Raw genomic sequence first — 13768 nt, forward strand, 5'->3', positions numbered from 1 at the left:
CACCATCGCGTCTACTGGCACGCGCCAGTAGCATGGGCGAATGAGCCAAGTCACATGCGATCTGACCATCTCCCTTGACGGGTTCCTCGCCGGACCGAACCAAAGCCTGGCGGAACCGCTGGGCGAGGGCGGAGAGCTCCTGCACAGGTGGCAGTTCGAAGAAGCCGAGTCCAACGTAGCGGCGCGCGAAGGCATCCTCGCGGCAGGCGCCTTCATCATGGGACGGAACATGTTCGCAGGGCCCGGGCCCGGGGCGTGGGGTGAGGACTGGCGGGGATGGTGGGGCGAGGAGCCGCCCTACCACGCACCGGTATTCGTACTCACCCATCATCCACGCGAGCCCCTGGAGATGCAGGGCGGGACGACGTTCAACTTCGTGACCGACGGGATCGAATCGGCGCTGGACCAGGCGCGGAAGGCCGCCGGCGGCAAGGACATCGCCATTGCCGGCGGAGCACAGACCGCCCGCCAGTACCTTTCAGCGGGGCTGATCGACGAGCTGCGCCTCCACATCGCACCCATAGTCCTGGGAGCAGGCGAGCGGCTGTTGGACGGCGTCGGGAACCTCAACCTTGAGCCGACGGAAGTGAGCGGGACCAGCCTTGTCACCCACGTGCGCTATCGGGTAACCCGCTGAAGCGCTAACGCTCAATCGCCGAACGTCAGTTAGCGGACGTTGCGGTGGCAGTCGAATACGATCTTGTGATGCCTCTCCTTATCGCTCCGGACGTAAGCTACCAATCCTCCTGGCTGGAGGGATCCGCAGAATTCGGCGGCGCCCGCCGGGACGGCGGCGGCGCGGAGGACTGGCCCCTGGACGAACTCAGGGACGCCGGGTCGTTCCGCCGCTTTGTCGACGCGCTCGTAGCGGATGCTTTGCCGGAGAGCCCGCGGAAGCCTGGGCACGTGCCCTGCACGTACTTGTGGATCGTAGAGGGCGACACATTCCTTGGCTCGCTGGCCATCAGGCACGAACTGAACGATTTCCTCCTCAACGAGGGCGGGCACATCGGCTACAGCGTACGGCCTTCCGCAAGGCGTCGCGGCCACGCAGCCAGTGCGCTGGCCCACGCCCTACCGATGGCCCGGGAACTGGGAATCCCACGGGTCCTGCTCACGTGCGATGTCAGTAACGCTGGCTCCCGGGCGACCATCGAAAAGAACGGCGGCGTCTACGAGGACACGCGCAACGGCAAACGCCGCTACTGGATTGATATCGCCTAACGTGACGCGCCCGGAATGAACTGGACGGGCAGGAGTCCGGGCCAGGGTCTACACTGAACTTATCGAACATATATTCGAATAAGGGTGTGTTGTGGGCATAGTTATCGGTCCCCGCGTGATAGAGGCGGGCGCGTCCCTGCTGTCGGTGCTGATCTCCCCGGTGCCGGTCGCAGCGGGCTATCCCTCGCCCGCGCAGGACTACTTTGACGGCAGGATCGACCTCAATGAACACCTCATCAAGGACATCACCAGCACGTACATCGTGCGGGTGTCCGGGGATTCGATGGAAGGAGCCGGGATCAGCGACGGCGACGAACTGATCGTCAACCGCGCCCTCCGCCCCACAGACGGTTCGGTGGTCATTGCTGTCCTGGACGGCGAGCTGACCATCAAACGGCTCAGGATCACAGCATCCGGAGTACTGCTTCAGGCGGACAACCCCCGGTATCCGGACCTCCGGGTTCCAGCGTTGTCTGACCTGGTCATCTGGGGCGTGGCAACCCGCTGCCTGCACCATGTCTGAGACGCCGGAAAGGTATGAGACGCGGGCAACGGGCACCATCCGGCAGATCGCCCTGGTGGACGTCAACTGCTTCTACGCCTCCGCGGAACGGGCATTCGACCCATCGCTCGAAGGCCGCCCCCTGGTAGTCCTGTCCAACAACGACGGCTGCGCCGTCACCCGGTCCCCCGAAGCCAAGGCACTTGGGATCAGCGTCGGAGAACCATGGTTCAAGATCGCTCCCCGCGCCAAGGAATGGGGACTGGTGGCAAAATCCAGCAACTACGAGCTGTACGGGGATATCAGCGCCCGCGTCATGGAGCTGCTGTCCCGCTACTCGGCCTGGCTGGAGGTCTACAGCATCGACGAAGCTTTCCTGGGAGTCAAAGGCACTCCGGACGAACTGCTGCGGCTCGGACAAACCATCAAGTCCGCTGTCCGCCGCAACGTCGGAGTCCCGGTCTGCGTGGGAATAGCCGGCACCAAGACGCTCGCGAAGCTGGCCAACAAATGGGCGAAAAACAACCCGGGACTCAACGGCGTGTGCCACTGGGACTCCATGCCGGCACCTGCCCGCGAAGCACTGATGGCCCGGCTGTCCGTCATCGAGCTCTGGGGCGTGGCCACCCGGCTCACCAAGCGCCTGAACGGGATGGGCATCCACTCCATCCTGGACCTTGCCCGCGCCAATCCGGTACGGATCCGGGACCGCTTCTCAGTGGTGCTGATGCGCACTGTCCTGGAACTGCAGGGCACTGCGTGCATTCCCTTGGAAGAAGAGCGGATTGGACGTGACCAGCTCATCTTCAGCCGGTCATTTTCCACGCCTATCACCACCGCGGGGGACCTGCGGCAGGTCATGAGTGTCTATGCCCAGCAGGCCAGCGCCCGCCTGGCCAAGCACGGGCTGCAGGCCAAGGTCCTCACCGCTTTCGCCGGTACCTCGCACTACAACCCCCAGGACACGTCCTATCCCTCGGTCTGCGTGACGCTGCCGATGCCCACCGCGGATCCCGTGCTTTTGACCCGCGCCTCGCACACCCTGCTGCCCCGGATCCAGGAAGGCACCAGGTACGTCCGTGCGGGCATCATGGTCACCGACCTGAGGCCCACGGGGCAGCAGTCGCCGCTGCCTGCATTTGCGAACCCGCACGAGGAGCGCGGCATCGGAACACTGCTGGAAGACATCAGCCGCCGGTACGGCAGGGGTTCCGTGGGGCTGGGACACGCAGGCATCCGGGGAGGCCCGGACTGGTCCATGCAGCGCACCATGCTCTCGCCCAGATACACGACTCACTGGGATGAGCTACCCGTGGTCAAAGCAGCCTGAGCCCCCGCTGTTACACTCTGCTCATGATCGGGCTTCCCTTCGCGGGAGATGGGCTTGTGCACGGCGTTCTGACGGGGCTGGGAATCTTCGCGGCCCTGTTGTTTTACGCCTATGAGAAGCGCCGCCGCGGCCTTACTGATCCCCGCCTCTGGCCCATTGCCGGTTTCGCTGTGGCCTTCGGGGCAATCGGCTCCCGGCTGCTCACGTGGGATGTTTCCCGACAAATCTCCCTGGCCGACTGGTGGGGCAACGGCGACCGCAGCATCCTCGCCGGCCTGGTCGGGGCATGGTTTGGGGTCCATCTGGGCAAACGGCTGACAGGCTACCGGGAATCCACCGGTGACCTGCTTGCACCGTCGGTCGCACTGGCGCTGGTTCTCGGGCGCGGGGGGTGCCTCCTCACCGAACTGCCCGGCACTCCGACCGGCGGGGCGTGGGGAATCGTACTCACGCCCGGGCAGGCTGCGTTGATCGGCGGGCCCGCCGGAGCAGGGCTCCATCCATCCTTTGCGTACGAGATCGTGTTCCATGCCATTGCGTTCGCCGTCATGTGGCGCTTTCGCGATCGCCTCGCGCACCCCGGGGACCTTTTCATCTGCTACGTGACCTGCTACGCGCTGTTCAGGTTCGGGGTGGAGTTTGTCCGCGGCAACGAGGTGCTCTGGCTGGGAATGAGCCGCCCCCAGTGGTTCCTGCTGGCGGTCCTCCCGCTGTTGGCCTGGCGGATGCGTCGGGTGTTCGGGAAACCGGTCCGTCCTGAGTTGAAGGGAAGAGTGGCATGAGCGAGGACAACCCCGACGTTCCCCGGAACCCACCCCCGCCGGAATACCAGGGCGGGCCGCCGCAACAGCCAAAGCGCGGCTCCATGGGACTCGGAATCCTGTTGGGGGTTCCCGCCCTGTATGCCCTCTATTTCGGGACAACATTGGGTATCGCTCCGGATGAAGGGTACAAGACCTTCCTCGCTGGGCCTGCAGCGTTCATACCAATCGCCGTGTATCTGGCGGTGGCCGTTGTGCTGGCGGTGCGGCCACGCACGTCCCGGCTGGGTGCGGGGCTGCTTATCGGACTGGGAGTCTTCACCCTGCTCGGCGGTGGGATCTGCGTCGGATTCCTCGCGCAGATGAGAGCCTGAGATGAATCCGTCCTCGTTCTCTTCCCGGCAGGCGCTGCCCGGCCCCGGCCAACCGCTGCGCGGTGACCGCATTCACCGGTATGTCACGGCGTTCTGTCCCCGCTGCCACGAGACAAACCCGCCGCTCGCCCAGGTGCGGCGCCTTTCCGGGGTGCTGCTTGTCCGTGACGACCGCGTGTGGCTCGAACGCGGCTGCCCCGACCACGGCCTGGTGCGCACCCTGTACGACGAATCCCCCGAAATCCTGCGGTACCTGGAGAAATGGCAGGCACCCACCAAACAGCATGTCCCCGACCAGGCGGACAACTACCGGCCCGTGCCCGAGGCGTACGCCTATGGACTTCCCGCCATGCAGACCCAGCACACGTGCATCCTTTTGCAGGACATCATCGAGCACTGCAATCTGCGCTGCCCCACCTGCTTCACCTCGTCCGGCCCGCAGCTGCAGGGGGTCGCGCCGCTCACCGAGGTGCTCGCGAATGTGGATACACGGCTGGCCCGCGAGAACGGGCGCCTTGATGTGTTGATGCTGTCCGGCGGCGAGCCCACGCTGTATCCCCATCTTGCCGAACTGCTCGAGGAGCTGGTTGCACGGCCGATCGTCCGGATCATGGTGAACAGCAACGGCATGTTGATCGCGACCGACGACGACCTGCTCGCCTTGCTGACGAAGCATCGCGACCGGGTGGAGGTGTACCTCCAATACGACGGCCCCTCCAAGGAGGCGTCGATCCACCACCGCGGGGGAGATCTGACCCGCTACAAGGATGCGGCAATCTCGCGCCTGTCCGAGGCGGGCGTCTTCACGACCCTGACCATGACGGCAACCCTCGGTGTCAACGACGGCGAGGTGGGTGACGTCGTCATGCGGGCGCTGGAGACCCCGTTCGTGGGTGGTGTCGCCCTGCAGCCCGTGTTCGGTTCCGGCCGCGGCCACGGCATCGACCCCGTGGACCGGCTCACCCACACGGGTGTCCTTGCACGGCTGGCCGGGCAAACCAACGGTGTGGTCTCGTGGCATGACCTGACGGCCCTTCCGTGCTCGCATCCGCACTGCGCGTCCGTGGGCTACATGCTGAAGGACGATTCCGGGGTCTGGCGGTCGCTGACCGCCCTCATCGGGCACGACCAGCTGCTGGCCTGGCTGGAGCTCAACCCCGACAGCATCGCCAACCGCATCGCCGACAGCGCGATCCCGCTCGAGCTGCGCAGCCTCATGAAGTCATCGCTGCTCGACCTGCTGAGCGAACAGTCATCGCTGTCCCACCCACGCACGGCCGACCTCTGGAAGAACATCTGCACGCAGTGCGACCTCGGCATCGGGACGCTCACCACCCTGGCAGCCGGCAAGCTCCCGGGCCAGCAGCAGCGACTGCGCAGGCTCCTCGCCGAACGCGTCACCCGCATCATGGTGAAGCCGTTCATGGACATTTCCACCATGATCGAAGAACGGCTCACGCAATGCTGCGTCCACGTGGGAACCAAGAGCGACGCCGGCGATCACCAGTGCGCCCCGTTCTGCGCAGTGCAGGCGTGGCCGGCCCTGTCCAGGCAACGGATGAGCACTGCCACGGGTCAGCAGCTGCTCCCGGTGCGTCAGCTCCGGGGAGGCTGATGATGAGTTCCGATTCGGACGCCCGGCGCATCGCGGCAGGACCGTTGCCCTCGCAGCTGGTGCCCCACCGGGACGGCATCCCGCAGGACGCCGCGCCGTTCGATCCGCTCCGCCTCTGCATCTTCGCCACGATCGCGTTGCTGGGCTGGCTGACCGGTCCTGTGGCCCTGGCTGTGTTCGCGGCCATCGGGTTCGCAGGCTACTGGAAAGCACGCCGGAGGGGCCTGAAGAAGTCGAACTGCTACCTGCGCGACACCAGGCTTGTCATCGGCTATCTCGGCCTTCTCCTGGCCGCCGGCCTCTGGGGGATCTACGCGCTGGCCGCGCGCCTGATTGGCTTCTGAGCAGGCATCCGGCTCAGGCAGCCAGCGGGGATCCGAACATTTCGGCGGCCCGCCGCAGCAAGTGCTCCGGAACATCAGCTTCGCCGCCGCGTTCAGTCCGGCCCAGGAACACAGCAGTGCCACGGGCGGCATCGGACAGGTCAAGCCCCGCCTCGCGGATAAGTTGGGCAGCGCGGATGTTCGGCGGCAAGTTCATCAGGTGGCCTTCGGCGTTGAGGTAGACGTGCCAGTCCCCGCGGCTGACGGATTCAAGGTGTCCCCCCACCAGCTGCTGGAGGGTGTCAGTAGTCGCATCAATGGCCACGGTCCTCAGGGCATCGCCCAACCGGACCGGAATGACCAGTGCAGTACATGTAGTGCTCATTTTTCTTTCCTCATACTGATAACTGAGATGCCACTCAATCTGTTCCCGGACGCGGCCGAATCCCGCCGGATGTGACAAAAACCGAAACAATAATGACCCGTCCGTAATGCGGACGGCCCGTGACTAGCCAAGAGGGGCCACCATCCCCCATGCTTGCTCCATGTCCTCAATGTCGAGCCCATACCGGATCATCGCGGTCTGCACCGGAAACATCTGCAGGTCCCCGATGGCCGAGCTGATGCTGGCCGAGGCCTTCGCAGCAGCGGGGCTCGCCGGCACCGTCGTCGTGGATTCAGCCGGAACCACAGCCTATGAGTCCGGCCGCCCCATCGATCCCCGCGCCGCCCGCAAACTGGCGGCCCATCAACTCACCTCGGACCGGCACATTGCGCGGGAGTGGCGCCCCGAGTGGTTCCGTGACCGCCAGCTGATCCTCGCCCTGGACGTGGACCACTACGGCTGGCTGCGGGCGACGGCCCCTGACGGCGAGGCGCTGGCCCGGATCCGGATGCTGCGCAGCTTTGATCCGGCAGTGGCTGGCCGTGACCTCTTGGACCAGGGCATCGAAGACCCCTGGTACGGCGGCCATGCGGACTTTGACGTCACCTGGGACCTCATCAAGGCTGCCGTTCCCGGAATCGTGCACCATGCCCGGCAGGAACTGCAGCAACAGAACTGGTCCGGGCAGCAGGTACGCTCTATTTCATGACCCCTGCACCCGTGATCATTGCCATCGATGGCCGGTCCGGCGCAGGTAAGACCACCCTCGCGATCGAGCTTGCCGCCCGGCTGCGGGAGCACCACAAGGTCTCGCTGTTCCATCTGGAGGACGTTTATCCCGGCTGGAACGGGCTGGCGGCGGGCATCGAGCGCTATGCCACCACCGTGCTGGCTCCGCTGAGCCGCGGCGAAGCTGCTGACTGGGTCAGCTGGGACTGGGAGAAGCACTACGACGGCCAGGCTCGCACAACGCTGCCGGCAGAGATCGTGATCGTGGAGGGCGTGGGTGCAGCCGCGGCATCCGCCCGCCCGATGCTGGACGCCGTGATCTGGTCGGAGTCTTCCGACGACGACCGCCGCACCCGGGCGCTGGCACGCGACGGCAGCACCTACGAACCCTTCTGGGACCAGTGGGCCGCGCAGGAGGATGAGTGGCTGGCATCGGATCCGGTGCCGGACCTTGCCGAGATCCGGGTGCTCAACCGGGCCGACGGCACCGCCCAGGACGACGTCCTCCAGGCGCTCCTGCACCTGCCGGCCCTCGCCGCAGTGCTGCTGCCGGAGCTCTCGGCACGCCTCGGCCTTCAGCTGCATGCCGAGCGGCTGGACTGCGTGCCTGATGCCGCCCGGCTCTTCCACACCCTCTACGGCCGCTCGACACGCGCGGTGTGGCTGGACTCCTCGCTTCGGACGGAGGGGACGCCCGCCGAACGCAGCCGCTTCAGCATTCTGGCAGACGACGGCGGCAGGTTCGGCCAGGACGTCCGGCACCGTTCCGGCGTAACCCGGCTGACCATCGGCACCGCCACGGTGGCCACCGCCGGGCCGTTCTTCCGCTGGCTCGACGGTGTCTGGGGCCGCCGCGCGCTCCGCCCGCCGGAGGGCTACGCCTGCGAATTCACCCTCGGCTGGCTGGGCTATTTGGGTTACGAGCTCAAGCGCGAAACCGGCGGCAGCGACGTTTCGTCGGGAACCCCCGACGCCGCCATGATCTTCGCGGGCCGCGCCGTGGTCCTGGACCACCGCGACGGCAGCGTGTGGCTCCTCGCACTGGAGGCCCCCGACACCGCGGAGTGGCTGGCACTGGCCCGCTCGGCGGTCACGGCGGCAGCGACTGCCGATCCTCTCGGAGGCACCGCCGTCGGGGTCGGCGCCGTCGGAGGCGCCATGGGCACCGTCGTCCGCACCGGAACCAAGCCCGCTCCGGTGTTCACGGGCCGCGACACCGAAACCGCATACAAGGTCAAGATCGCCGACGCGCAGCATGAAATTGCCGAGGGGAACACCTACGAGGTCTGCCTCACCACCGCCGTCAGCGCCGACGTTCCGGCCGATCCCGCCGGACCGGGGCTGGACGCCTGGGCGACGTACCTGGCCCTGCGCCGGAAGAACCCGGCGCCGTTCGCCAGCTACCTGCGGTTCGGCGAGCTGACGGTTGCCAGCACATCACCGGAGCGTTTCCTGCGGATAGCGGCCGACGGCGCCATGCGCGCCGAGCCGATCAAGGGAACCCGCCCCAGGGCCGCGGAACCCGCCCGTGACGAGGAGCTGCGGCGCCAGCTGGAGGCCTCGCCCAAGGACCGGGCCGAGAACATCATGATCGTGGACCTGCTCCGCAACGACCTGAGCCACTTCGCCGTAGCCGGATCAGTCACCGTGAGCAGGCTCTGCGCCATCGAAAGCTATGCCACGGTCCACCAGATGGTCAGCACCATCGATGCGAAACTGAAACCCGGGCTGCCGCGCGCCGAAGCGGTGGCCGCATGCTTCCCCGCAGGGTCCATGACGGGGGCGCCGAAGATCAGCACCATGGCCATCCTGGACCGTCTGGAAGAGGCGCCGCGCGGGGTCTATTCGGGCGCCATCGGCTATTTTTCGCTGAGCGGCGCGATGGATACGGCGGTGGCCATCAGGACCCTGGTGATCCGCCCGGATGGTGCAGGCGGCTCGGAACTGAGCCTCGGCGTCGGCGGTGCCATCACCGCGGATTCCTCCCCGCAGGAGGAGTACGACGAAATCCGCACCAAGGCGTACGGGGTCCTCTCTGCGCTTGGCGCGGAGTTTCCGGAAGGCTGACTCCGGCAGGCTGAGCTACTGCAGCGTGGCCGTCAGCCGGGCGACGTTGTCCACGTACTTGACGGCCATGGGGCGCTCCATCCAGTCCTCGAGCGTCAGCTCACGGGAAATGCCCCGGTAGGTGTCTTCCACGGCGCGCATCTTGGCCACGATGTCGGCGCCCAGGAGCATTACCGACACCTCCAGGTTCAGCGAAAAGGACCTCATGTCCATGTTGCTGGACCCCAGGACGGCCACTTCGTCGTCAATGGTGAAGTGCTTGGCGTGCAGCACAAACGGTGCCTTGTACAGGTAGATCCGGACGCCCGCTTCCAGCAGCGCCTCGTAGTACGACTGCTGCGCATGGTGGACCAGGAACTGGTCCCCCTTTTCCGAGACGAAAAGTTCGACGTCGACGCCCCGCTGCGCCGCCGTCGTCACCGCATAAAGCAGCGAATCATCCGGGACGAAGTACGGACTGCAGATGGAGATCTTGTGCTGGGCGGAGTAGATGAGGGTGTTGAAGAGTCGCAGGTTGTTCTCGGTGATGAAGCCGGGGCCGCTGGGCACGGCCTGGGCGGTCACGGCGCCCGCGGCCGACTCCGGCCGGTGGGCCAGCTGGTCCTCCAGGGACTCGTCCGTCTCGCTGAGCCAGTCGGTGGCGAAGACCACGTTGAGTGTGGTGACAATCGGTCCGCGCAGGCAGGCCATGAGCTCTACCCATTCGCGTCCCACTTTGCGGTGCCGGGGGTTGTTGTAGGAGGGCTCGATCAGGTTCTGCGAGCCCGTGAAGGCGATTTCGCCGTCGATCACCATGATCTTGCGGTGGTTGCGCAGGTCGGGACGGCGCCACTGGCCGTGGACGGGATTCAGCGGGAGCATGGGCCGCCACTGGATCTTGCTTGCCTTGAGGCGTCGGATGAGCTTCCGATAGCCCTTGATCCGCAGGGTGCCGAGGTGGTCGAACAGCACACGGACCTGGACCCCACGCTCCGCCGCCTCTTCCAGGGCCGTGAAAAGGTCGTCAGTGATGTGGTCCGTGCTCATGATGTAGAACTCGGCGTTGACGAACTCTTTGGCCTCACGGACGGCGGCGGCCATGGCCTTGATGGAGTCGGGGTACCCGGGCAGCAGCTCCACGCTGTTGCCGTCCACCATGGGCAGTGAACCGAGGGTCTTGTTCAGTTCGGCCGCCGAGGCCACCCATTCCGGGCCGTCGTACTCGCTTTCGACGGCGGCCAGCTGGGACGTCCCGGCGCGGACCCGCTTATTCACGGCATCCTGCTGGGCCCGGCGCTTGCGGGAGAGCTTGAAGTTTCCGAACAGCAGGAACAGGATCAGGCCGAGAGCGGGCACGAAGAAGATCCCCAGCAGCCAGGCCATGGCCGTGGTAGGGCGGCGGTTGCCAGGAATGATGCCCAGCGCCAGCACCCGGATTATCAGGTCAACAATGCTCAACGCCAGCACGAGCCAGTAAGGCGCGGTGCCCACCAGCGGAAACGGCCACAACACAGACAGACTCCCACGGTTATTCCCCCGCCGGACCGGTTCCGGAAAGGCATCCAGCACAGCCTATCCCGCGGCCGGCATCCAGGGCCGAGGATAAGCTTGAGGCATGACTCCTGCTGCCCCGGCCACCGTTCTCGTATTCCTTGATCCCCGCTTCGACGACGGCCGGATTGCCGATGCTTCGCAGCCGCAGCTGATGGCCACGGACCAGGGTGCCACCCGGGGCGACGGCGTGTTTGAGTCCATGCTGGCCGTGGGCGGAAACCCGCGGAAGCTCGACGCCCACCTGCGGCGGCTGCAGGGTTCGGCCACCGCACTCGAGCTTGAAATCCCGGCTGAGGATGCCTGGCGCCGGGCCATTGCGACGGCGGTCGGCGAATACCGCTCCCAGCATCCCGCTGGCACACCGGAGGAGGACGAGACGGTGGTAAAGCTGATCTGCACCCGCGGCGCCGAGGGCGGAGCAGCCCCCACGTGCTGGGTCCAGGCTTCGGCAGTCCCGGCGGCAGGCCGGAGGCAGCGCGAAACCGGGATCGACGTCATCCTCCTGGACCGCGGCTACGACAGCGAAGTGGGCGAACGGGCACCATGGCTGCTGCTCGGCGCCAAGACGCTCTCCTATGCGGTGAACATGGCGGCCCTACGCCACGCCCACAACCAGGGAGCAGACGACGTCATCTTCACGTCGTCCGACGGCCGCGTCCTTGAAGGCCCCACGTCCACGGTCCTGCTCGCGCACCTTGACACGTCCGACGACGGCGCCGGCGGCACCCGAACAGTACGCCGCCTCATCACACCGCAACTGGACAGCGGCATCCTGCCGGGCACCTCACAAGGTGCGCTTTTTGCCGCCGCCAAGGCCGCGGGCTGGGAGCTCGGCTACGGTCCGCTGGAACCGCGGGACCTCTTCGACGCCGACGCAGTGTGGCTGATTTCCAGCATCCGGCTGCTGGCCCCCGTGAACCACATCGACGGCAAGGAAATCGGCACACCCGCCCTGCGGAAGCAGCTGACCGACGAACTCAACGAGCTGTTCGCCACGATCGAGTAGAGCTCCCACCCCCGGGACGCTCTCTCACTTTTCGTCGCCTTCCCCCGGACGCTCTCTCACCTGGTCTGCGGCCGCGCGGGCTGCCGCGTCGATGCGGGCGCAGTGCGCTGCCCATTCCTCCGAAGTGCGCGACGTCAGGTTGGGGTCGCCGGGCCGCTGGCCTGCTGAACCGTCGATGAGCTCACGGAGGATGTCCGCGTGGCCCAGGTGGTGCGCCGTTTCCACGCACATGTGCACCAGGATCTGGTGGAGGGAAACGTGCCTCCGCTCCTCCGGCCACCACGGAACCACCCCTGGCGCGTCCAGCGGCAGCGCGTCAATGGTGGCGTCACTGTGCGCGGCAGAAAAATGGTGGAGCTCGATGATCTGCTCCCGGGTCTGGTCCGCGGGCGCCCACAGGTCGGCGTCAGGCTCGGCATCGTCGTCAAGCCACGGGAGGTCCATCGGTGCCGGCCGCCCGAAGACCTCGCCGAGATAACCGAGTTCCACGCTGGCCACGTGCTTGACCAGGCCGAGCAGGTTGGTACCTGTGGGCGTCAGTGGCCTCCGCGCGTCGTACTCGTCCAGCCCGTCGAGTTTGGCGAGCAGGTTCGCACGCCGGGTGCGCAGGTAGCTGTGCAGAGTTGCTTTGTCATCCATAGCGGGCACTATACCGACGCTCTCTCATGTCCTGAGCGCCCCGGCCCAGGCAGCAGGAAGCGACAGGGCGTCCCGTTATGAACAGCAGGAACTGCGAGAGCGTCTAGTTGGCCGGGCCGCCGGACCCCGAGGTGAAGGCTTCCTCGTCGGCGGCGGTCCGCCAGGCTGCCCAGTCCAGCGGCTGCACCGATGGGCGGCCCAGGAGGTACCCCTGCCCGAAGGCCATCCCCAGGTCCATGACCGCGGTCAGCTCGGCCTGGGTTTCGATCCCTTCCGCAACCAGGTCCGCGCCGATCTGCCGGGCAAACTCCACCATGGCAGCGCCCAGGGTTTTCTGGCCCGCCGCATGGTCGATTCCCGCAATGAGGTTGCGGTCGAGCTTGATGATGTCCGGGCTGAGGTGCTTGACCTGGCTCATCGAGCCGAAACCCGCGCCGGCGCCGTCAACAGCCACCCGGAGTCCGCGCAGCCGGAGCGGTGCAAGTGCCGTAACGACAGGATCGTATTCGTCCTCGGCAAGCCGCTCTGTCAGCTCAATGACGAGCCGGTCCATTGCCAGCCTGGAGTGCTCCACGAACGCCCGGAGCCGCGGGTCAAGGCAGGTGGCCGGTGAGAGGTTGAGCGCCACGTAGACGTTCTCCGGCAACTGCTCTGCGGCCACCAGGGCTGCCTGCAGCGCAGCAAATTCAAGGTCGGGCCCGAGGCCCACGGCCGCTGCCTCGTTGAACCAGTGATCCGCGCTGGCGCCGTCGTCGCTGACAAACCGTGTCAGTGCCTCAACACCGATGACGTCACGGGTGGAAAGCTCGTGGATGGGCTGGAATGCGGTGAGGAGCATCCTGTCACCGAGAATGGCCTCTATGCGGCGCCTGCTCCGGCGGGTGAACAGCACTGTAGCGCCGTAGTCCTCATCGGGCACGGGCAGGTCAGGGCTGGGCAGGTTGGCCTCAGAGTCGTCCGACTCCTGGCCCGTGATGCTCCGCGTGGCCATCAAATGTTCCAGGAGGGCGCGTTCGGGATTCCCCGGGTTCGATTCCATCCGGCTGCGCAACTGTTCGCGCGCCCACTCGCTCTGCGGAGTGGCGTCATCCAGTACAGACTCGATGATGTTCCACGCCTGGCCACGGATCGTCGGGTCACTCACGTCCGAAGGCGGGATCGACTGGGGTCCCCGGTACGCAGTCGTTTCCCCATCGGTCAATGCTGGAAAAGAAGTCTCATCCATTGACATGGTTTATTCCTTTATAAGTGCTGGTCCCGGCTGAGCCCGGGACCCGTCC

15 protein-coding genes are annotated in these 13768 nt (G+C 66.3%); 11 read left to right on the forward strand and 4 right to left on the reverse strand.

Translation table 11 applies throughout. From position 1 onward, the window contains the following. The first annotated feature begins 40 nt into the window (after nt 1-40). The 8 genes from ACSQ1X_RS19880 (at nt 41) to ACSQ1X_RS19915 (ending at nt 6150) form a co-directional block, all read left to right on the forward strand. Nucleotides 41-637, forward strand: a complete 597-nt coding sequence (locus ACSQ1X_RS19880; RefSeq protein WP_436058992.1) for a dihydrofolate reductase family protein — start codon at nt 41-43, stop codon at nt 635-637. Between the two features lie 68 nt (nt 638-705). Then, nucleotides 706-1224, forward strand: coding sequence for a GNAT family N-acetyltransferase (locus ACSQ1X_RS19885; RefSeq protein WP_436058993.1), 519 nt, complete (start codon nt 706-708; stop codon nt 1222-1224). A 91-nt stretch (nt 1225-1315) separates the two neighbouring features. Beyond that, entirely contained in the window at nt 1316-1747 is a 432-nt protein-coding gene (locus ACSQ1X_RS19890) for a LexA family protein (RefSeq protein ID WP_436058994.1), read from the forward strand. Then, nucleotides 1740-3056 (forward strand): Y-family DNA polymerase, encoded by a 1317-nt coding sequence (locus ACSQ1X_RS19895; RefSeq protein ID WP_436058995.1) that lies wholly within the window; start codon nt 1740-1742, stop codon nt 3054-3056. The genes ACSQ1X_RS19890 and ACSQ1X_RS19895 overlap by 8 nt, the downstream gene beginning before the upstream one ends. Before the next feature lie 23 nt (nt 3057-3079). After that, nucleotides 3080-3838, forward strand: coding sequence for a prolipoprotein diacylglyceryl transferase (locus ACSQ1X_RS19900; protein ID WP_436058996.1), 759 nt, complete (start codon nt 3080-3082; stop codon nt 3836-3838). Further along, nucleotides 3835-4191: a hypothetical protein gene (locus ACSQ1X_RS19905; protein ID WP_436058997.1), complete on the forward strand. Its 357-nt coding sequence runs from the start codon at nt 3835-3837 to the stop codon at nt 4189-4191. Before ACSQ1X_RS19900 ends, ACSQ1X_RS19905 begins: the two co-directional genes overlap by 4 nt. 1 nt (nt 4192) lies before the next feature. Further along, nucleotides 4193-5806, forward strand: a complete 1614-nt coding sequence (locus ACSQ1X_RS19910; protein WP_436058998.1) for a radical SAM protein — start codon at nt 4193-4195, stop codon at nt 5804-5806. A 2-nt stretch (nt 5807-5808) separates the two neighbouring features. Continuing rightward, a complete protein-coding gene (locus ACSQ1X_RS19915) occupies nt 5809-6150 on the forward strand; it encodes a hypothetical protein (protein WP_436058999.1) in 342 nt (113 codons plus the stop codon). Nucleotides 6151-6163: 13 nt separating this feature from the next. Here ACSQ1X_RS19915 and ACSQ1X_RS19920 read toward each other — a convergent pair whose 3' ends face one another. Then, the gene (locus ACSQ1X_RS19920; RefSeq protein WP_436059000.1) at nt 6164-6514 is read right to left on the reverse strand and encodes a DUF3846 domain-containing protein; all 351 of its coding nucleotides are present in this window, start codon (nt 6512-6514) and stop codon (nt 6164-6166) included. Nucleotides 6515-6674: 160 nt separating this feature from the next. Between ACSQ1X_RS19920 and ACSQ1X_RS19925 the strand changes: the two genes are divergently transcribed. Both ACSQ1X_RS19925 and ACSQ1X_RS19930 read left to right on the forward strand, forming a co-directional pair. Beyond that, nucleotides 6675-7223 carry a low molecular weight protein-tyrosine-phosphatase gene (locus ACSQ1X_RS19925; RefSeq protein ID WP_436059001.1) on the forward strand — a complete coding sequence of 183 codons (549 nt, stop codon included), beginning with the start codon at nt 6675-6677 and terminating at the stop codon, nt 7221-7223. Further along, complete coding sequence (locus tag ACSQ1X_RS19930) at nt 7220-9310, forward strand: chorismate-binding protein (protein ID WP_436059002.1); 2091 nt, start codon at nt 7220-7222, stop codon at nt 9308-9310. Before ACSQ1X_RS19925 ends, ACSQ1X_RS19930 begins: the two co-directional genes overlap by 4 nt. Nucleotides 9311-9325: 15 nt before the next feature. Here the strand turns inward: ACSQ1X_RS19930 and cls are convergent, their stop codons facing one another. Continuing rightward, entirely contained in the window at nt 9326-10801 is a 1476-nt protein-coding gene (gene cls, locus ACSQ1X_RS19935) for a cardiolipin synthase (RefSeq protein ID WP_436059003.1), read from the reverse strand. Nucleotides 10802-10904: 103 nt separating this feature from the next. On the opposite strand from cls, the gene ACSQ1X_RS19940 reads away from it, so the two are divergent. Further along, nucleotides 10905-11849 (forward strand): aminodeoxychorismate lyase, encoded by a 945-nt coding sequence (locus ACSQ1X_RS19940; protein ID WP_436059004.1) that lies wholly within the window; start codon nt 10905-10907, stop codon nt 11847-11849. Nucleotides 11850-11873: 24 nt separating this feature from the next. Here the strand turns inward: ACSQ1X_RS19940 and ACSQ1X_RS19945 are convergent, their stop codons facing one another. Both ACSQ1X_RS19945 and ACSQ1X_RS19950 read right to left on the reverse strand, forming a co-directional pair. Further along, nucleotides 11874-12488 carry a DinB family protein gene (locus tag ACSQ1X_RS19945; protein ID WP_436059005.1) on the reverse strand — a complete coding sequence of 205 codons (615 nt, stop codon included), beginning with the start codon at nt 12486-12488 and terminating at the stop codon, nt 11874-11876. A 103-nt stretch (nt 12489-12591) separates the two neighbouring features. After that, nucleotides 12592-13632 carry an EAL domain-containing protein gene (locus tag ACSQ1X_RS19950; protein WP_235506128.1) on the reverse strand — a complete coding sequence of 347 codons (1041 nt, stop codon included), beginning with the start codon at nt 13630-13632 and terminating at the stop codon, nt 12592-12594. Between the last annotated feature and the right edge of the window lie 136 nt (nt 13633-13768).

This window comes from Arthrobacter sp. LjRoot78, from assembly GCF_964254335.1.
Lineage (GTDB): Bacteria > Actinomycetota > Actinomycetes > Actinomycetales > Micrococcaceae > Arthrobacter.